19 protein-coding genes are annotated in these 19,445 nt (G+C 58.9%); 9 read left to right on the forward strand and 10 right to left on the reverse strand.

What is annotated here, in order from left to right:
• Positions 1-201 precede the first annotated feature (201 nt).
• Positions 202-1,614 (reverse strand): PLP-dependent aminotransferase family protein, encoded by a 1,413-nt coding sequence (locus ACQUTI_RS02550; RefSeq protein WP_122542380.1) that lies wholly within the window; start codon positions 1,612-1,614, stop codon positions 202-204.
• Between the two features lie 720 nt (positions 1,615-2,334).
• Here ACQUTI_RS02550 and ACQUTI_RS02555 point away from each other — a divergent pair.
• From ACQUTI_RS02555 to ACQUTI_RS02575, 5 genes are all read left to right on the forward strand, one after another.
• Positions 2,335-3,732, forward strand: coding sequence for a cytochrome ubiquinol oxidase subunit I (locus ACQUTI_RS02555; protein ID WP_064183330.1), 1,398 nt, complete (start codon positions 2,335-2,337; stop codon positions 3,730-3,732).
• The gene (cydB, locus tag ACQUTI_RS02560; RefSeq protein ID WP_080846790.1) at positions 3,732-4,742 is read left to right on the forward strand and encodes a cytochrome d ubiquinol oxidase subunit II; all 1,011 of its coding nucleotides are present in this window, start codon (positions 3,732-3,734) and stop codon (positions 4,740-4,742) included. Before ACQUTI_RS02555 ends, cydB begins: the two co-directional genes overlap by 1 nt.
• On the forward strand, positions 4,742-4,867 hold the full coding sequence (locus ACQUTI_RS02565; protein ID WP_428923195.1) for a DUF2474 domain-containing protein: 126 nt from the start codon (positions 4,742-4,744) through the stop codon (positions 4,865-4,867). The genes cydB and ACQUTI_RS02565 overlap by 1 nt, the downstream gene beginning before the upstream one ends.
• A 96-nt stretch (positions 4,868-4,963) precedes the next feature.
• Positions 4,964-5,248 (forward strand): hypothetical protein, encoded by a 285-nt coding sequence (locus ACQUTI_RS02570; protein WP_049092986.1) that lies wholly within the window; start codon positions 4,964-4,966, stop codon positions 5,246-5,248.
• Positions 5,249-5,397: 149 nt separating this feature from the next.
• Positions 5,398-5,631: a DUF2554 family protein gene (locus ACQUTI_RS02575; protein ID WP_017900476.1), complete on the forward strand. Its 234-nt coding sequence runs from the start codon at positions 5,398-5,400 to the stop codon at positions 5,629-5,631.
• A 12-nt stretch (positions 5,632-5,643) separates the two neighbouring features.
• Here ACQUTI_RS02575 and ACQUTI_RS02580 read toward each other — a convergent pair whose 3' ends face one another.
• Positions 5,644-7,605, reverse strand: coding sequence for a peptidase U32 family protein (locus ACQUTI_RS02580; protein ID WP_004202789.1), 1,962 nt, complete (start codon positions 7,603-7,605; stop codon positions 5,644-5,646).
• 33 nt (positions 7,606-7,638) lie between these two features.
• Between ACQUTI_RS02580 and ACQUTI_RS02585 the strand changes: the two genes are divergently transcribed.
• Complete coding sequence (locus ACQUTI_RS02585) at positions 7,639-7,806, forward strand: hypothetical protein (RefSeq protein WP_032425876.1); 168 nt, start codon at positions 7,639-7,641, stop codon at positions 7,804-7,806.
• Positions 7,807-7,816: 10 nt separating this feature from the next.
• Here ACQUTI_RS02585 and ACQUTI_RS02590 read toward each other — a convergent pair whose 3' ends face one another.
• The gene (locus ACQUTI_RS02590; protein WP_004202791.1) at positions 7,817-8,386 is read right to left on the reverse strand and encodes a helix-turn-helix domain-containing protein; all 570 of its coding nucleotides are present in this window, start codon (positions 8,384-8,386) and stop codon (positions 7,817-7,819) included.
• Positions 8,387-8,570: 184 nt separating this feature from the next.
• On the opposite strand from ACQUTI_RS02590, the gene ACQUTI_RS02595 reads away from it, so the two are divergent.
• Entirely contained in the window at positions 8,571-9,737 is a 1,167-nt protein-coding gene (locus ACQUTI_RS02595) for a benzoate/H(+) symporter BenE family transporter (RefSeq protein ID WP_049003831.1), read from the forward strand.
• Here ACQUTI_RS02595 and ACQUTI_RS02600 read toward each other — a convergent pair.
• Positions 9,714-10,583, reverse strand: coding sequence for an AraC family transcriptional regulator (locus ACQUTI_RS02600; protein WP_004202793.1), 870 nt, complete (start codon positions 10,581-10,583; stop codon positions 9,714-9,716). The genes ACQUTI_RS02595 and ACQUTI_RS02600 overlap by 24 nt on opposite strands.
• A 185-nt stretch (positions 10,584-10,768) precedes the next feature.
• Between ACQUTI_RS02600 and ACQUTI_RS02605 the strand changes: the two genes are divergently transcribed.
• Positions 10,769-11,665, forward strand: coding sequence for a DMT family transporter (locus ACQUTI_RS02605; protein ID WP_428923196.1), 897 nt, complete (start codon positions 10,769-10,771; stop codon positions 11,663-11,665).
• 47 nt (positions 11,666-11,712) lie between these two features.
• On the opposite strand, the gene ACQUTI_RS02610 is transcribed toward ACQUTI_RS02605, so the two are convergent.
• The 3 genes from ACQUTI_RS02610 to tehA all read right to left on the reverse strand — a co-directional run bounded on the left by ACQUTI_RS02610 (position 11,713) and on the right by tehA (position 14,241).
• The gene (locus tag ACQUTI_RS02610; RefSeq protein ID WP_428923197.1) at positions 11,713-12,381 is read right to left on the reverse strand and encodes a DUF3313 domain-containing protein; all 669 of its coding nucleotides are present in this window, start codon (positions 12,379-12,381) and stop codon (positions 11,713-11,715) included.
• Positions 12,382-12,643: 262 nt separating this feature from the next.
• On the reverse strand, positions 12,644-13,240 hold the full coding sequence (gene tehB / locus ACQUTI_RS02615) for a tellurite resistance methyltransferase TehB (RefSeq protein ID WP_017900473.1): 597 nt from the start codon (positions 13,238-13,240) through the stop codon (positions 12,644-12,646).
• On the reverse strand, positions 13,237-14,241 hold the full coding sequence (gene tehA, locus ACQUTI_RS02620) for a dicarboxylate transporter/tellurite-resistance protein TehA (RefSeq protein ID WP_049092914.1): 1,005 nt from the start codon (positions 14,239-14,241) through the stop codon (positions 13,237-13,239). The genes tehB and tehA overlap by 4 nt, the downstream gene beginning before the upstream one ends.
• A gap of 111 nt (positions 14,242-14,352) precedes the next feature.
• On the opposite strand from tehA, the gene ydcK reads away from it, so the two are divergent.
• Positions 14,353-15,333: a YdcK family protein gene (gene ydcK / locus ACQUTI_RS02625; protein WP_049092912.1), complete on the forward strand. Its 981-nt coding sequence runs from the start codon at positions 14,353-14,355 to the stop codon at positions 15,331-15,333.
• Here ydcK and rimL read toward each other — a convergent pair.
• From rimL to ACQUTI_RS02640, 3 genes are all read right to left on the reverse strand, one after another.
• The gene (rimL, locus tag ACQUTI_RS02630) at positions 15,319-15,897 is read right to left on the reverse strand and encodes a 50S ribosomal protein L7/L12-serine acetyltransferase (RefSeq protein ID WP_130939136.1); all 579 of its coding nucleotides are present in this window, start codon (positions 15,895-15,897) and stop codon (positions 15,319-15,321) included. The genes ydcK and rimL overlap by 15 nt on opposite strands.
• A 52-nt stretch (positions 15,898-15,949) precedes the next feature.
• On the reverse strand, positions 15,950-17,605 hold the full coding sequence (locus ACQUTI_RS02635; protein ID WP_428923198.1) for a glucan biosynthesis protein D: 1,656 nt from the start codon (positions 17,603-17,605) through the stop codon (positions 15,950-15,952).
• 315 nt (positions 17,606-17,920) lie between these two features.
• Entirely contained in the window at positions 17,921-19,426 is a 1,506-nt protein-coding gene (locus ACQUTI_RS02640; protein ID WP_023318416.1) for a carboxylesterase/lipase family protein, read from the reverse strand.
• Positions 19,427-19,445: the final 19 nt, after the last annotated feature.

Raw genomic sequence — 19,445 nt, forward strand, 5'->3', positions numbered from 1 at the left:
AGGTTGTGACCCGGGACGCATTACGCAAAAATCGCCAACACAAGAATGACTTTATGGATTATAGACAACGAGTTAGAGAAAAAGGAGGGGTATGCATATTTCCTATGGTGAGCGCCGGTAAAATAATGACCGGCCTCGATAAAAAAAACTCTTCGTTTATTTATAGCGATTGGTTATCGCGGCGAAAAATAGCCAAAGCGATCAGGAAAGCTGCTCACGAATTAGTTCACCCAGCCGCTTCACCCCCTGCTCTTCGCGTTCTCCCCAGCCCCAGGCGGTATTGAAACGGAAAAACGAGGTCCAGCTGGCAGAGGTGGAAAACATTTTTCCCGGAGCGATGCTGATGTGCGACGCCAGCGCCCGGGCGCTCAGCACGCTGGCATCCGCCCCTTCCGGTAGTTCGATCCACAGAAAATAGCCGCTGTCGCTGTGATGAATAGTGACCTCCGGCGGCAGATGGCGCAGCAGCGCCTGCCAGGCCTGCTGTTTACGTTCCGCCAGCTGGCGACGGAGACGGCGCAGATGGGCGTCGTAGCGTTTGGTCGACAGGTAATCCACCAGGGCTAATTGCATCGGCGAGCTGGTGGAGAGCGTACTCATCAGCTGCAACTGCTGGATCCGCCGCGCCTGTTTCCCTGCCGCCACCCAGCCGATACGAAAGCCGGGCACCAGACATTTTGAAAACGAACTGCAGTGCAGCGTCATATCCTGTTGATCCCAGAACTTCGCCGGCAACGGCTTCTCGCGGCCAAAATAGAGCTCACTGTAAACATCATCTTCAATCAGCATCACGTTATAGCGCGCCAACAATGCCACCAGCGCCGCTTTTTTTTCGGCGCGGAGGGTGAAGCCGAGCGGGTTCTGACCGTTGGTCATCAGCCAGCAGGCCTTGACCGAATAGTTTTGCAGGGCCGCCTCCAGCGCCGTCAGGTCAATGCCCTCCTTGACGTCGGTGGCCACCGACAGCGCCTTCAGGCGCAGCCGCTCCAGCGCCTGCAGGGCCCCGTAAAAACAGGGATTTTCCACCACCACCCAGTCCCCCGGCTCGGTCACCGCCTGCAGGCTAAGGTTTAACGCCTCCAGCGCTCCGGCGGTAATGACGATCTCGTCGGGCGAGACGTTCATCCCCTGCAGAGCATAGCGCCGGGCAATGGCGTGCCGTAGCTCCGCGTTGCCCGGCGGCAGGTTCTCAATCACGCTCATGGCGGTGGCAGTTTTACTCACCTGCGCCAGCGAACGGTTAAGCTGCTGGAGCGGAAAGAGGCGCGGATCCGGGAAGGCCGAGGCAAAGGGCAGCATTGACGCCTGGCGGCTGGCCTGAAGCACCTCAAAGATGTAGGTATTGATATCAACCGCTTCATCGCGGGTCACCTGGGCAGGCGGCGCCGGCTGACGAAGCTTCACCGGCTGGGGGGCAACGTAATACCCTGACTGTGGTCGGGCGACGATGCGCCCCTGGCTTTCCAGTAGCTGATAGGCATGGCTGACGGTCATAAAGCTCATGCCGCTGCTGATCACCTGCTCGCGCAGCGAGGGGAGCCGATCGCCCGGTAACCAGACGCCCAGCGCGATCTGGTCGGTCAGCTGCTGCGCCAGCTGTTGATACTTTTTCATTGTCACCCTTTCCTTGCTGCAAACTCCTTTTATCATATATCAGTTGTTATAAATTAACAGTTTTAAGAAACTGTTATGTAAAACAGCGCAACCCGGTCACACAGAACGCCCGCAGGAAAGGTTCACGAGAAAATTGTCCAAAAAAACGATATGATGCATAACCAAAAAATGAACATGATACCGATGGTAATACATAAGCTATGTAATCCTTTTTCTGACATGACCATTCCCTTTTATTGATATCCTGAGAATAAAATACAAAGCACGGCTAAATACGACAATTTAAAATTATTTAATTCATAATTAACTGACTCATCCTTTTTACTGATTCTCATACTAGCAAACGTGTGCAGACGTTAAATTCATTAATAAAGAACAGATAATAAAATGCTATATCTGTCGTAATCAGAGGATATTGCTCACAAAAATTAAACGACCGCGCTTTCCCGGGCAGCTATAGGTCTAAGCTGATCCGTAAGACTACGATAATACAGTGAAATAGATTATTAATATTTTCCTGGCCAACAATCTGGCTTTGCTTTCAGCGTTAAAAATGACGCTGTTCACCCGGGGGATCTCCATGTTGGCGGTCCCCGGAGACCGGCAAAAAGATCATAACAGCCGCTAACTGTTATGCTAAAAAATGGCCCGACTGCCTCTGCCCCCTTGCCACCGCCCTGCCTAAAATTGCGCTGAATCAATTTTGTTGTGGAGTCCTGCATGTTCGGTCTTGATGCATTCCATCTGGCGCGAATTCAATTCGCCTTTACGGTCTCGTTTCATATTATCTTTCCCGCCATCACCATTGGCCTGGCGAGCTACCTGGCGGTTCTCGAAGGCCTGTGGCTGAAAAGCAAAAATCCCACCTGGCGCTCGCTGTACCATTTCTGGTCGAAGATCTTCGCCGTCAACTTCGGTATGGGAGTGGTATCCGGGCTGGTGATGGCCTATCAGTTCGGCACTAACTGGAGCGGTTTTTCGCAGTTCGCGGGCAGCATCACCGGCCCCCTGCTGACCTATGAAGTCCTGACGGCGTTCTTTCTGGAAGCCGGTTTTCTCGGGGTCATGCTCTTCGGCTGGAACCGCGTGGGGCCGGGGCTGCACTTTTTCGCCACCTGCATGGTAGCCCTGGGGACCATCATCTCAACCTTCTGGATCCTCGCCTCCAACAGCTGGATGCAGACTCCCCAGGGATTTGAAATCGTCGATGGCCAGGTAGTGCCCGTCGACTGGCTGGCGGTGATTTTTAACCCGTCGTTCCCCTACCGCTTACTGCACATGACGGTGGCGGCATTTCTCAGCAGCGCGCTGTTCGTCGGCGCCTCGGCGGCCTGGCATCTGCTGCGCGGCAATCAGTCGCCAGCGATCCGCAAGATGTTCTCCATGGCGCTATGGATGACGCTGCTGGTCGCGCCGGTCCAGGCGCTGATCGGCGATATGCATGGCCTGAACACCCTGAAACACCAGCCGGCAAAAATCGCCGCCATTGAGGGCCACTGGGAAAACCCGCCCGGCGAGCCGACGCCATTATTGCTGTTTGGCTGGCCAGATATGGAGCAGGAGCGCACCCGCTACGGGCTTGAGATCCCGGCGCTGGGCAGTCTGATCCTCACCCATAGCCTGGATAAACAGGTGCCGGCGCTGAAGGAGTTCGCCCCAGAGGATCGCCCAAACTCCACCGTGGTGTTCTGGTCATTTCGCCTGATGGCCGGTCTGGGTATGCTGATGCTGCTGCTCGGGGCGCTGGCCCTGTGGCTGCGCCGTGGCGACCGGCTGTACCACTCGCGGCCGTTTCTGCGCTTCGCCCTGTGGATGGGCCCCTCAGGACTGATTGCCATTCTCGCCGGCTGGGTGACCACCGAAGTGGGCCGCCAGCCATGGGTAGTGTATGGCGTTCAGCGCACCGCCGAGGCCGTTTCCGCCCACGGCGATCTGCATATGTCGGTCAGTTTGTTGACCTTTATTGTGGTTTATAGCGCCGTCTTCGGCGTTGGCTACAGCTATATGCTGCGCCTGATCCGCAAGGGGCCGCAGGCGGTGCAACCCGCGACAACCGGTACGCCAGCCCGCCCGCTGTCCGCCGCTACTGAAGGTCATCTGCAGAAGGAGTCCCGCTAATGGGTATCGAATTATCGGTGATCTGGTTCGTGATTATCGTCTTTGCCACGCTGATGTACATCGTCATGGACGGCTTTGATCTGGGCATTGGCATACTGTTCGGCACGGTCCAGGGCAGCACAGAGCGCGACGTGATGGTGAACAGCGTCGCCCCGGTTTGGGATGGCAATGAGACCTGGCTGGTGCTGGGCGGCGCCGGTCTGTTTGGCGCCTTTCCCCTCGCCTACGCGGTGATAATCGACGCCCTGTCGATCCCCCTGACCCTGATGCTGATCGGCCTGATCTTTCGCGGCGTGGCCTTTGAATTTCGTTTCCAGGCCACGCCGTCGCACCGGCCATTCTGGGACCGCGCCTTCTTTGGCGGTTCCCTGCTGGCGACCTTCAGCCAGGGCGTGGTGGTCGGAGCGGTGATCGACGGTTTTACCGTCAGCGGTCGCGCCTTCAGCGGTGGCATGTTTGACTGGCTGACCCCGTTCAGCCTGTTTTGCGGACTCGGGCTGTGCGTGGCCTATGCGCTGCTCGGCGCCACCTGGCTGGTGATGAAGAGCGAAGGCGCGCTGCAGCAGCGGATGCGCAGCACGTCGCGGCAGATGCTGGTCGCGCTGCTGGGGGTATTTGCCGTCATCAGCCTGTGGACGCCGCTGGCGCACCCGGCGATCGCCGCCCGCTGGTTCAGCCTGCCGAATCTCTATTTCCTGCTGCCGGTGCCGCTGCTGGTGCTCCTGATTAGCGCCTGGCTATGGCGCACGCTACCTCTGCATGACCGCCATGTCTCGCCTTTCACCCTGACGCTGGGCCTGGTGTTTCTCGGCTTTAGCGGCCTGGGGATCAGCATCTGGCCGCATATTATTCCGCCGTCGATCACCCTGTGGCAGGCCGCCGCCCCGCCGCAAAGCCAGGGCTTTATGCTGGTGGGCGCGCTGCTGATTATTCCGGTTATTCTTGGCTATACCTGCTGGAGCTATTACGTGTTCCGCGGCAAAGTCCAGCCCGGGGAGGGGTATCATTGATGAAAACCGTCTGGTCCAAACGTCTGCTGTGGCTGATCGCGCTGTGGGGAGGCAGCGTGCTGATGCTGACCGCCATCAGCCTGCTATTTCGCCTGCTGATGACCGCCGCAGGTCTTAAAGTTTGAACCGGGATGCAGAGTATTCCGGATCTGGACTTCTCCATCTTGTCTTCACTTTTACCTGCTGAAATACGCGGACACATCAGATTAAAGGATATTGCTATGAAGAAGTTAGCTTTACTCTCCGCCGCGTTGACGCTGGGACTATCGTCATGGGCTTTCGCTGCCGACAACCCGCCGCCGCCGCCAGAAAAAGGCGCGCACCATCAGGGTAAATTGCCGGCGAAAAAGGGCCAACACGACGGTAAGCAAGTGCAACACAACGGCAAGCAGCCGCAGCATGATGGCAAGCAGCCGCAACGAGACGGCAAACAACCGCAGCATGGTGGTAAGCAGCCGCCAAAAGGCGGCGAGCACAGCGGGAAACCACTGCCGCCAAAAGCGTAATCCCTCAGGCCTGGCCTTCTACGCCAGGCTTTTTTCACCCTCTTTCAGCAGACATTGACAAACCCTTGCCCTTCTTTGATAAACCGGGAAAAAAACCTGCACAGCCCCTGGCATAGTAAGCCCACGCCATTGATTCGCAGAGAAAAGGTATGTTGAGAAGAAGCACGAGTGCCCTGCTGTTGTTGTGCGCGCTATTTTCCGGGCATCTGCTGGCCCACCGTCAGGGGCACGATTACTTTCCGGTACAGGGTCTCGAACAGCAGCTGCTGCATGAGGCGGATAGCGATGAGCTTCGCAGCCGGTGCGAAGAGAACGCCGCCGACCTGCGCGAGCATCACCGCTGGCAGGACGCCCGCAAACCGCGGGCATCACACAGCCAGTAGCGTCGCCGCCGATCAGGCCCCTTTGCGCTTCGGCAGGGTCTTCATCAGCTCGTCAGGGCTAACGGAGGCCACGATGCTCCCCGGATGCGGCATTTTGAGGATATGGTTTTTGATCTTGCCGACCACGTGCATTTCGCACGGACGGCAGTCAAACTTCAGGGTCAACACTTCATCGCCATGGATCAGCTGCATCGGCGTGGCTTTCCAGCTCTTGATGGAGCCTTTCGCCTGTTTCGGACAGAGATTGAAGGCAAAGCGCAGGCAGTGTTTGGTGATCATCACCGGCACATCGCCCTTCTCTTCGTGCGCTTCATAGGCGGCATCAATCAGCTGCACGCCATAGCGCTGGTAGAACGCCCGCGCCTTATGGTTATAGACGTTGGCGAGGAAGGAGAGATGGGTCTCCGGGTAAACCGGGGGCGGCACGGAGACCGGCTTGCGGGTACCGCGCTGCCAGGCGTTGAGACGCGCGTCATCCAGCATTTCGGCGGTTTCACGACGCAGCTGGTTGAGCAGGCTGTTGGGAACAAACAGCGGCGGCAGATTGACCTGCACATCGCGCGCATAATAAATGGTTTGCCCCAGTTTTGTGACACCGTCACGCAGGTTGGTTAGCGCTTTCTCTGCCTGGTTAGCTTCGGCAAACACCCCGTCAAGGGTATGGGTCACGCTGACGCCATCTTCACAGGTCATGGTGAGAACCAGCTGCTCCTGCCAGCCGCTTAGGGTGACGTCTACGGCGATGCGGCGTTCGCTGGAGGTCTTCAGCAGCGCCTGCTGCCAGTTGTGGTCGAGGTTGCGGTTAAGCGCCTGATGCGGACGCACTTTATGCAGATCCGCAGGCATCTCGTTCGGCCACACTCGATAGCGATTTTCGCCAGTTTTTTCCACGGTATTGGCGCGGAAACCCACCACTTCGCGCTTAATCATCACGTTAAGGCCGTCGCCGTTGGTTAACGGTTCGCTAACCTCGACGTCGAGATGGTCTTTACCCACCTTCAGCACTTCGCCCACCGGCAGTCCGATAAATTTTGGCGAATCAAAGGCGCCGATATCGCCTTTACGGGCATTAACGAAGTAGTCGGTGCTGCCGCGGTGGAAGGTTTTATCGGTGGACGGGATAAAGAAATGCTCAGTGCGGCCGGCTGAAGCGCGCGCGAGGTCGCCGCGGTCTTCGATTATGGCGTCCAGCATCTGGCGGTAGTGAGCGGTGATGTTTTTCACGTAGCTCATGTCTTTGTAACGGCCTTCAATTTTGAAGGAGCGTACCCCGGCGTCGATCAGCGCCGCCAGGTTGGCGGTCTGGTCGTTGTCTTTCATCGACAGGAGATGCTTTTCATAGGCCACCACGCGCCCCTGATCGTCCTTCAGGGTATACGGCAGGCGACAGGCCTGCGAGCAGTCGCCGCGGTTGGCGCTGCGTCCGGTCTGGGCGTGGGAAATGTAGCACTGGCCGGAATAGGCCACGCACAGTGCGCCATGGATAAAGAATTCAATGGTGGCGTCAGTATTATCGTAGATGGCTTTGATTTGACTGAGGTTCAGCTCGCGCGCCAGCACGATCTGGCTGAAGCCGGCGTCTGAGAGAAACTTTGCTTTCTCCACGCTACGGATATCGCACTGGGTGCTGGCGTGCAGCTCGATTGGCGGCAGATCCAGCTCCATGATCCCCATATCCTGAACAATCAGCGCATCGACGCCCGCGTCATAGAGATCCGTGATCAGCCGCTGCGCCGGCTCCAGCTCATCGTCATGCAGAATGGTGTTCAGCGTCACAAAGACCTTGGCGCCAAAGCGATGGGCGAAAGGCACCAGCCCGGCGATGTCACTCAGGCTGTTGCTGGCGTTGTGGCGGGCGCCAAAGCCAGGTCCACCGATATAAACGGCGTCAGCGCCGTGAAGGATCGCTTCGCGAGCGATACCGGCGTCGCGGGCAGGACTAAGAAGTTCAAGACGATGATTGTGCAGGCGCATACGCGTGTTGTTATCCAGTATAAGGGGGTCGAAATGGCGGCTATTGTAGTCAGAACCGGGCGCAGACGAAAACCTTTTCCGCCGTCATGGGACGACGAATTTTCAGTTTTCAGCAAAGTATTGAAGGAAAAGATATTTCCTTCAAATCACCGTACAGAGTACTGTCATTACGTATTCCGGATTTTCCTCGTCACGTTGTGAGTGGTTATCATCAGTCATCTTGTCTGGCCGCGGGTTCGCCCGCGGTTTTTTCTTTTGGATAATGGATAAGCGAATGGAAATGAGCCGCCAGGACGCCGCTGTTCCGATAGGCATGCGCCGCATCGCCGGCAAAGCGCCGACCCTCACCCGCCTGCAGCGAGTGCCATTCCCCCTGTAAGCAGAGCTCCAGAGTACCGCTAATCACCACCACATGCTCAATCACCCCTTGTTCATGCGGCGTCGATTCACTCAACGCCCCGGGAGCGAGGGTTATCGAGAAATGATCAAAGCGCAGCTCCGGGTCCCACGGAAAGACCGGGGTTACCACCATCGCCTGCTGCTGCGGGTCAAACGCGGAGGGCGCCACGCTGTCATCCGGAACGATAAATGCCGAAAACGGCACGTTCAGCCCGGTGGCAATCTTCCACAGCGTCGCTACCGTCGGACTCGATTCATTCCGCTCTATCTGCCCGAGCATGGCTTTCGACACCCCGGTCTCTTCCGCCAGACGCGACAGGCTCCAGCCGCGCTGCTGACGCAGATGTTTGAGGGTGGCCGCCAGATGTTGCGCAATATTCATCCTACCTCCTGATTTTTCAGCCCAGAGTATACCCCCATTTGCCTCATTCTACAGGGCGATTAGCGGCATCGCGGGCCGTTTGCGACGAGCGCCTCGGTGGCGCTACCCTCACGCCGCGGATAGCTTGTGCGCTATAACGTACAATGATAGAGTAAACGGACGTTATAACGCACAAGAGAAAACTATGCGCTCGTTTACCGTTCCGCTTCCCACCCTGTTCGCCGGCTTCGTCGCCGTGCTGGTGGGCTACGCCAGTTCTGCCGCCATCATCTGGCAGGCCGCCGCGGCCGCCGGCGCCACGCCCGGGCAGATCGCCGGCTGGATGACGGCCCTGGGCCTCGCCATGGGCGTCAGCACCCTCGCGTTGAGCGGCTGGCGAAAAGTGCCGGTGCTCACCGCCTGGTCAACGCCGGGCGCCGCCCTGCTGGTCAGCGGCCTGCAGGGGGTGACCCTACCCGAGGCGGTGGGGGTATTTATCTTCGCCAATGCGCTGATCGTCCTCTGCGGCGTCACAGGCCTGTTTGCCTGGCTGATGAAAATCATTCCCCATTCGCTGGCCGCCGCAATGCTGGCCGGCATTCTGCTGCGTTTCGGTTTGCAAGCCTTCGCCGGCTTACAGGATCATCTGCTGCTGTGCGGCGGCATGCTCGCCGCCTGGCTTCTGTGTAAGGCGCTGTGGCCCCGCTTCGCCGTGGTGGCCGCGCTGGCTGCGGGGGCGCTGATAGCCGCGGTCTCCGGGGAAGTAGCCAGCGCCGCTGTGCCGCTGGCGTTTGTCGCACCGGAATGGATCGCCCCGCAGTTTACCCCGGCGCTGCTTCTCAGCGTCGGCCTGCCGTTCTTCCTCGTCACCATGGCTTCACAGAACGCGCCCGGGTTCGCTACCCTGCAGGCAGCAGGCTATGTCGTACCGGTCTCCGCGCTGATCGTTGTCTGCGGGGGGCTGGCGCTGCTGCTGGCGCCGTTTGGGGTCTACTCCATCTGTATTGCGGCGATCACTGCCGCCATCTGCCAGAGCCCGGAAGCGCACCCGGATCCTCAGCAGCGCTGGCTGGCGGCCATGGCTGCCGGCGGTTTTTATCTGCTGGCCGGTCTGTTCGGGGGATCGATCACTGCGCTGATGTCGGCCCTGCCGACAGCGTGGATCCAGATGCTGGCCGGCCTGGCGCTGCTCGGCACCATCGGCGGTAGCCTGTTTCAGGCGGTACACCAGGCCAGTGAGCGCGACGCGGCGGTGCTGACCTTTCTGATCACCGCCAGCGGGGTGACGCTGGCGGGAATTGGTTCGGCGTTCTGGGGCGTGATGCTCGGCGGAGTGAGCTACGGCGTGTTATCCGCGCTGCGCCGCCCGTAGCTGGGAGGGCGTCAGGCCGGTGGCGGCTTTGACCCGATGGCTGAAATGGCTGGCGGAGCTGAAACCGCATGCCAGAGCGATCTCGGTGAGCGGCAGCGCGCTGTGGCAGATCAGGTTTTGCGCCTTCGCCATTCGCTGCTGCATCACATATTGATGCGGAGCCATATTCAGCGACTGGCGGAACATACGGGCAAAATGAAATTCACTCAGTCCCGCCTGCTGCGCCAGGTCGGCCAGGGTCAACGGCTGATCGAGATGAGCGTCAATCCAGGCCAGCACGTGACGCTTCACCCCTGGCGCCAGTCCTCCTGTGACCGAGGGCAAGCGCCACTGCACTGTGGAATAGTGCTGGATCAGATGGGTGAGCAACAAACTGCTGGCGGCGCTAAGTGTCAGCTGGTTCGCCGGCTGTCGCCAGTCATTAGCCAGCAAAAACTGACGATACACGCTGGTGATTTTGTCATCGCTGGCGAAGGTTTTTTCCTGCAGGGTGAAGTTAGCCGGGCTGCGATCCCACACTTCCTCCCCAACGCGGCGCAGATGCGCATCGGTACAATAGAGATGGACAAACGACAGATCGCCGCGGATATCCCAGACGCTTTCATCGCCTTTCGGCATCAGGCAAAAGCGATCCGGGCCGCCGCCATTCTTCCAGCCGTGCGGCGTCTTTTGATAGCTTTCATAACCATCGGCGATGTACAGGCTTAAGGTATGATGATCGCTGCGCACCGTCACGGTATCGCAGTTGTTATACCACGCGGCCAGTTGAATACCGGAATTCAGCTCCACGGTGCCCTTCAGCACCGCATTCTGTCGCCGTAATGTTTCAAACGTCCCGTAACCCATCGCCTTCACACATCTGTTCTGTCAAGAAAACTCTAGTCTAGGGAGACTGCGATGCGGTTTCCAGTCCTCACCGCCGGCAAAAGACAAATAAGCGCAAGAATTTGCAAGCCGACAACAAGCGGATGAAAGCCGCAGGTTGCGGCAGGCGGCATACTCCTCCGTTCAACAAGCAGAGGAGAACCAGGGTGAACGCATTACTTTATGCACTCGTTGTCGTTATCTGGGGGACGACGTGGATTGCTATTTTTTTACAGCAGGGGCCGGTGGCGGCGCCGGTATCGATATTCTGGCGTTTCGCCGTGGCCAGCGTCACAATGCTGACGATTCTGCTCGTCACACGACGTCTGCGGCCGCTGGGCGCGAAGGACCATTTCTGCTGCCTGCTGCAGGGCTGCTGCGTCTTCTGCTTCAATTTCTGGTGCTTTTATACCGCCGCCGCCTGGATCAACACCGGTCTGGAGTCGGTGATCTTTTCCATGGCGGTACTGTTTAACGCCATCAACAGCTTTCTTTTCTTCCGCCAGCAGCCGCCGGGACGCTTCTGGGCTGCCGCCGCGCTCGGTATGGCCGGTATCGTCACCCTGTTCTGGGATGACCTGCTGGCCAACGGGCTAAACGCTACGCTACTGTGGGGGATCGGTCTGAGCGCGCTGGGCACCTATGGCTTTTCGCTGGGCAATATGTTCAGTATTCGTCACCAGCGGCGGGGGCTGGAGACGCTGACCACCAACAGCTGGGCGATGCTGTACGGCACGCTGGTGATGGGGGCTATCGCTGTGCTCCGCGGGGATAATTTCATGCCGGAGTGGACCGTCAGCTATCTTGGCGCCCTGCTTTACCTGGCGCTGTTCGGCTCAGTTGTCGCCTTCGGCGCCTATTTCACCCTTGTAGGGCGCATCGGCGCCAGCAAAGCCGCCTACAGTACGCTGCTGTTTCCGCTGGTCGCCCTGTCCATCTCCACCGTCTATGAAGGGTATGTATGGCACAGCAACGCCGTTATCGGACTGGCGCTGATCCTGTTGGGTAATCTGGTGATGTTTGCCAAACCGGAACAGCTGCTGCTGCGCCGAAAGCTGGCCTGAAACGGCGGAAGATAAATCAGCGCCGTCGGCAGACGGCGCTGACGAGATTACCGCTGAGAAGGGTCGAATTTGACGGCGTCTACCGCCATATCATCGATCACCTGCTTCATGGTTTCGATAGTCAGCGGCGTGTTTTCATTGGCCAGGGTTTTGCCCTCACCTTTACGAACCACTTTGATCACCGGCTTGTTGGTGCTGGCGTCAATCAGTTCGGCTTCAAAATAGAGGTCGGTGTCCATCGTACGATGGCCGGTGGCGGCTTGAGTACCGGCAACAATCATCGCTACCGGAACCACTTCATAGAACTGCAGCATTTCTTTGCTGGAGTCCACTCCGGTAATCGCCCCGCGGAAAATAAGGCTACGCTTGCCGGCGGTGGTTGCCAGCGGTTTACGCTCGGAAATGGCCTGTTTGAGCTGTTTGTTGGTGTAATTCAAAATATCCTGCAGCGCCTTTTCACCCACCTGGGTCGTCGGCTTCGGTACTGGATAGTACGTTACCGGATGGTAGACGACATTATCGTAGTTGGCCGGATTGTAGTTTGGATCGATCCAACGCAGCTCCCACTTACCGGAGGCAGTGGTGGCTTCTTTCAGGTTGGAATAGTCTTTTAAAAAGCCCGAATACTGATTCGGTTGCGCCAGTTTGGACGCACAACCCGTCAACGCTAACATCCCCGCCAGAGCGGCGACTTTAAATAACACGCGAGTACGCATAAAGAGATCCCTGTAAATGCAGTTTTTTCGGCAGACGTTATAGCAGATAAGACCCACTAGTTTTGTGACAAAATGAGGGCTTCGTCAAGGAAGATATACAAATATTGATGGGATCAACATTACGTTATTAAATAATTACTTAAAACGTTAACAGGTCGGCTTTAACCTTTCTTTTCAGCGAGGATTTTCGCGCTTCTTGATCCGAGGTGTATTCGTGAGAGGCGGCGCGGTCAATCTCAGTAATTACACGCGCCGCTGAGGATTATGCGGGCTTGCGCGCCAGCAGCGTGGCGAAGCGCAATTTGATCCGGTTGCCGCTGGCGTCGGTCCGATGCAGCTCACCGACGTCCTCATTATATTTCAGTAATTCCCAATCCCGGTAGTACTCCCGAAGTTCATCGGGTTTAAAAGCAAACGGGAAGCCGACGGTGCAGGGATAGTCCTCGGTGTCCATCGCCGCGACAATCAGGTTATAGCCCCCGGCGGCGGTGCAGCGCTGCATATTGCCGATGAGTCCAGGGATGGTGTCAGGCTCGAGGAACATCATCACTACGGTGGAGAGGATCAGATCATACTCGCCGTCAAAGGCCAGGCTGTTGAGGTCTTTCACCGCGGTCTGCAGATTATCCAGCCCTTCGGCGGCGCGAATAGTCTCCAGATTGTTGATGCTCATGGCATTTTTATCCCACGCCGTCACCGTGAAGCCATTCGCCGCCAGATAAAGACTGTTACGTCCGTTGCCGCAGCCGAGATCCAGCGCCCTTCCCGGCGGCACAATCGTCGCGGCATGCAGCACCTCAGAGTGGGTGCGGGTCAGGCCATATTTTTCACTAAAATAATCCGCGTCTCGCGTTGTCATGATCCTTCCTTCTTATTCAGGAGTGTTTCCCGGTCGACCTGTAGCAACAGTTTCCCGCTGACCAACAGCAGCCCTGTGCGCAGCAGCAGCAGGCCGATGACCAGATTGCTAAAAATAAAGAGCGGCAGCGCCAGATGATGAAAAAAGCCGTCCGCCTTCGCCTGGCCCAGATGCAGGCCGGTGGTGGCCAGGGCGGAGATACCGAACGAGAAGCTCCAGAAAGAAGCATTGAACGGCTGGCGAAGATACCAGGGCATCAGACGCAGCATAAACAGCAGCTGTAACAGACCGTAGCCGAACAGCAGCTTAGCGAAGGTATCGGCCTCACCGCCGTTAACGCTGAGCCAGGCGCTGCAGGCCACCAGCGCAGGCGCCAGCTGGATCCCCAGCGACGTGCGCAGCGCGGTCGGCAGTTCGCCTGCGCTGCGCAGACGATGGAGGATAGCCGGCTCGAGGCTCAGCCAGGAGAAGACCCCGGCGCCAAGGAACACCAGTCCGGCGTCGGTAAACCCCAGCGCGCCGCAGGCCATCGCGCTGATAAAATTATTCGCCACCGTGGGCAGATACAGCCCCGGCGTAGTGGCCTCGCGAGGATGGTTTCCCCGCCACAGGCCGCCGCTTTGCCAGGCGGCATAGGCCAGCTGCAGCGCCACGCCCGGCACAAACAGCCCGATGGCCAGCGGTCGGCACCAGGGCGCCAGACCAATCGATACCAGCAACGTGGTGGCGGGAAACAGGCTGACGAAGCTGCTGCTGACCGGATGTCGCATCTCCTGCAGCACACTCGCCGGAAAGCGGATCGCCCGGCTGATAAACGCCATACTGAGCAGGACCCATATCGCTATCGCCAGCGTCACCAGCCCATCACCAATACTGCGGCTGACCGGCCAGAGGGTGCTGGCGTAACGCCAGGCAAAGCCCATCCCGATGGTGCCAAGCACCATGCCAAAATATCCCGCCGGCAGGTTAAGCACCTGCTGCGACCTATACGTTTTGCTCATTTTATTGATGTTATCAATTAAATTTGAAGTTGCATTCTAAAGGAACCTTATACCACGCGCTACGGCGATCTTTGCTATGTTTATGTTAACCATAAGTAATGAGGATCGGGAATGCGTAAATACCGTCTCAGCGAACAGACCCGGCAGTATTGTTACCAGGAAGAGGATGGCAAACAGTGCGTCACCCTGCGCCAGATTGTGGCGCTTATCGATTTCGCTGACGTCAAAGCGGGCAGCGAAGGCGGTTGGGTGGATGAAGAAAGCGCCCTCAGCCAGCAGGGAGAGTGCTGGATCTACGATGCCAATAGCGTGGTCTTCGCCGGGGCGCGCATCCTCGACGATGCCCGACTCAATGGCCCCTGCGTGGTCAGCCATGGGGCTATCATCAGCGGACGGGCATCCATTCACGCCTCGCAGGTCAGCCATCACGCGCAGATTGGTGACAACGTCACGATTAGCCAGAGTCTGGTGCGCGGCTTCTGTCGCCTCGCCGATGAGGCGCGTCTTCTGCCCCACTGTCAAGTCATTGCCGCCCGTGGGCTGACCGCCGATCGCGACAAAGTGCTGCAGATTTATCAGCGAGCCACCGTCAGCGCGTCGCGCATTCTCCACCAGGCGCAGATCTATGGCGAGGCCTTCGTCGAACACGCTTTTGTCGAACATCGGGCGGAAGTCTTTGACCATGCCAGGCTCGAGGGAAACGAGGAGAACGACGTCTGGGTGTGCGATAACGCGCGGATTTACGGGCATGCCCGTCTGATCGCAGGACGCGGTGAGGACGCCATTCCCACCGTGCGCTACAGCTCGCAGGTCGCGGAGAATGCGGTGATTGAAGGCAACTGTCTGCTAAAGCATCGGGCGATGGTGGGCGGCGAGGCGCAGCTGCGCGGTGGACCGATTCTGCTTGATGATGACGTGCTGATCCAGGGGCGGGCTGTCATCGTCGGCGATGTGATCGTTGAGCACCAGGTCACTCTTGGGGACGAGGTGCAAATCGCCGCACGGGAAGGAGAAGCCATTCACCTGCGCGGCCCGAAGACCCTCGGCGGCCAACAGCAGATCACCCGAACGCCGCTGTTAGGCGCCCTGTAGCGCCTCGTCGCGGTCAATAATGCGGGCGTAGATATTCTGATCGTCATAGCTGCCGTTCAGATACTCGGCCTGTCGGAGACAGCCTTCCAGAACAAACCCGTTACGCAACGCCACCTGGTTGCTGCGGGTATTCGCCACCCGACATTTGATCACAAACCGGCGCACCAGCCCGCTGCGGGCATAGTGGTGGATAAAGGCCTGCAGGGAACGGGACAGATACCCCTGCCCCTGGTGATCCTCATCGATCCAGTAGCCAATATAGGCCGTCTTATTCTGCGGCTCGATCTGGTTGAACGACAGAACGCCAATCGGCCGCTTTTCGAGAAACAGCAAAAACATTTTGGCGTAATCCCGCTGATGCAGCATCACGTTACCCTGCACATGGCGGCGGGTCTCCTCTTCGCTGCGCACCTCGCCAGCCCAGCTGAGCGACTGCTGTAGCCAGCGCTGGTTTTTCACCACCAGCTGGTGCAGGTCGCTGACGTAGTGTTCATCAATGGCGATAAGCGTCAGCGCCTCGGTCACCGGGATCGACTCCGGTACTGCTGGAATGTCTGTGGTCATGGGGCTCTCTACGGGCCCGCAGGGGGTGCCTGGGGCCACAGCTGTCACGGGGTTATTTCATGATCCGGTCGTCAATGTAGTTACGTTTATCCGGCGCCGGCGGGAAGTACTGATAGAGCCAGGTTTCGCTGATGGCTTCTCCCTGACAGCGCAGGAACAGACGCATCTCCACCGGGTCGGTCGAGTCGGAGGTCGGATACCAGTCGAAGAGGATCCGGTAGCCATCGAACGGCTCGACGTAGAGGATTTCAATCTGCTTCGCTTCGCCGCTGGAGAGGGTGATCACCGGTTCAATACCGCGCGGCGCGGCCGCTTTCAGATCGCCGCCAACAAAGTCGATGGCAAAACGACGCGCCCACTTGTCCGGGTAGTGTTCGCCCGGCGCCCATCCCTCCGGGAAGCCCCCCATCCCGGTGCGGGTGGCGAGCACACGCGCCAGCGGTGTGCTGACCGGCGGCTGTGCGCTCCAGTAGAGACGGTAGCGGAAGTCGAGTTCGTCGCCCGCCTTCACTGCCTTTTCCGGCTGCCAGAAGCAGACGATATTATCCAGCGTTTCACCGGTGGTCGGGATCTCCATCAGGCTGACCGCCCCTTTGCCCCACTGGTTACGCGGCTCAACCCACAGGCTGGGACGCTTGTTATACCAGCCCATCACGTCCTGGTAGTGGGAAAAATCACGGTCCAGCTGCAGCAGACCAAAGCCGCGCGGGTTCTTGTCCTGGAAGGCGTTGAACTGCAGCTTCTGCGGGTTGTTCAGCGGCCGGCAGACCCATTCGCCGTTGCCCAGCCACATCGACAGCCGATCGGAGTCGTGGATCTGCGGGTGGATGGTATCGCACATCCGACGCTCGTTGTTGCCGCAGCTGAACATGCTGGTCATCGGCGCGATCCCCAGCTGTTTGATATCCTTGCGGGCGTAGAGATGGTTCTCCACGTCCATAATGACCTGGGTATCCTGGCAGTGGATGGTGAACTTGTAGGCGCCAGTGATGCTCGGGCTGTCGAGCAGGGCGTAAACGGTAAAGACCGTGGCGTCCCCTTTGACCGTTTCGAACCAGAAAGAGGTGAAATCGGGGAACTCTTCCGGGGTATCGGTAAAGGTATCCACCGCCAGCCCACGGGCCGACAGGCCATACTGGTAGGTGCTGTCTACCGCGCGAAAATAGCTGGCGCCGAGAAACGCCACGATATCCCGGCGCGCCAGCTCAGGTGCTTTAAATACCCGGAACCCGGCGAAGCCGAGGTCGGACTGCCCTTCCAGCTGGCGGGTATCTACCCCGGCGTCATTGTACTTGAACAGCTCCGGACGGAAGTGGATCTCGCGCGCCTGCTGGGTGCCGGCGTCTAAAGAGAACATGCGCACGCGGCGACGGAACCCCATCCCGACGTGGAAAAACTGGATATCCAGTTTGCGTTCTTCAAAGTTGTTCCATAGCGAGTGGTTAGCGTCATACTGAATGCTGTTATAAGCCTGCGGGGTGAGATTGGCCAGCGTCGGCGGCAGATCGCGCGGGGCCCCGCCCCACGGCTGGCGCGCCAGATCGTGGGCCATCGCCTGCAGCACGGCATAATCGAACCGACGCGTCTGCCCGTCGGCAATGCCCGCGTCTTCAGCAAACGCGGCCTGACTGAATAAGGAAGCGACTCCTGACGTTCCGCATACGGCGGCAACAGCCATGGAAGATTTAAGAAAACGTCTGCGGTTCATGCCTGAGAAAGCGTCCTTCTGCACGGGTGAAATGATTCGCAACGCGTCATCACGCTGCGTGATAATTTCCGCCCACTCTAGACAAAAACGATTAATAATCCAATTGTTGCCAGCAGAAAAACGGTAAAAAAGCCCTGTCTACCAGAACAGGCTGTTTTTTCATCGCCGGCGGAGGGAGAGCGCAATATCTAACGCAAACCCGCCTTAAACAAAGCGGACAGCACTCTCCCGGCGCCCTGTCTCATCGCCGGGCCGTTTCTTAGCCACCCGCGGCCTGCAGCAGGGGCGTGCCCCGCTGAGCCGCCCCCATCCCCTTTATTCGAGGGTCACGTGGTGCTTCATCACCCGGCGAAACAGCGCCAGCCGGGCGCGCATAAAGCGATTCTCCACTTTAAACCCGGCACGCTTATGCAGGCCAATGCGCAGCAAACGATCCCGTCCGCGCAGGCACGCCGGCCAGCGCACCGCGCCGGCAAGCACCTGCTCGCCGCTGGCGACGCGGGCAAACTGGACCCAGTAGTCAGCGACCTGAGCGGCGAAGGCCAGATCCGCTTCACTGGCATACTGCCGCACCGGATCGGTGAGCCGCAGGTTATCAAACACGTAGGGCACCTCGTTGCCGTGCCAGGCGCCGTGCGGATAGGCGTCATGTTCCGCTTCCGCGACATAATCGAACCAGTACCGCCAGCATGGCTGGCCCACGCGCTGCTGGGCCTGCATCACCACATAGCCGAGGGTGGTAAACGCCATATCCCGACAGACTTCCCGCCCCAGCGCTTCATCGCCTTTTACGCCGGGATAGAGGAGTTTGATCAGTCCCAGACCCAGACGGCGCTCACGGCGCAGTTTCTGGATCTGCCCGGCGATGTCGACGCCAAACACCGCCATCACGCTGGCTTCATCGCTGTTGGAGCCGATGATCACCGGCATCGGATGCTGGCGCCCGGCAAAAAAGGTCTCCAGCATCGGCTGCGGGAGCACGATATCGCCTGCGATGGGCGCTGGCCCGATATTCAGCGGGGCGGAAAGCGACCAGAAGGCCTCCGCCGGGATTGCCCGCAGTTGCTCAGCGCTGGCCTGTGGTAAGGCGAAATGTTCCGCCAGCAGACGGCCTTTCTCCAGCGCCTTTTCCCGCGGCAGATCGGGTAAGGTATACCCGCTCTGAATAATCGCTTTATGGAACAACCCTTTCGCTTTCGGCGAGGCCATCAGCGACAGCACGCTGCGCGCGCCGGCGGATTCGCCAAACAGCGTGACGTTGGCGGCGTCGCCGCCGAAGGCGTGAATGTTTTCCTGGACCCACTGCAGGGCGGCGATCTGGTCGAGCAGCGCGAAGTTATACAGCCGCTCGCCCGCCTCTTCTTCCAGCGCCGGGTGGGCGAAAAAGCCGAGGTGGCCCAGACGGTAGTTGACCGTCACCACCACCACGTCGCGGCTGGCAAGCGCCAGGCCATCGTAAGGCGGCAGGCTACCGGCGCCGATGGTAAACCCGCCACCGTGCAGCCAGACCATCACCGGCAGCGGCTGCGCTGCGCTGGCGGGGGCCCAGACGTTGAGATAGAGACAGTCTTCGCTGAAGCGACCGGGATCCCCGCCGCCAAGTTCGCGGCAGTAGTCAATGTCCTGCCAGCTGGCGGCGGAAAAGGCGTCGGCCTGACGCACGCCCGGCCAGCGGGCGGGAGGCTGCGGCGCGCGCCAGCGCAGCGGCCCCACGGGCGGCGCGGCGTACGGAATACCGCGCCAGATATGGATCCCCTGCTCTGCGCTCCCGGCCAGCGTGCCCTGCCGGGTTTTCGCCAACGGTTTCGACGGATGTTGCATAACCTGCTCCCTGTAAGGC

The sequence above is a fragment of the Klebsiella sp. 7-CIP_Kleb. genome, from assembly GCF_050378655.1.
Classification (GTDB): domain Bacteria; phylum Pseudomonadota; class Gammaproteobacteria; order Enterobacterales; family Enterobacteriaceae; genus Klebsiella; species Klebsiella quasipneumoniae.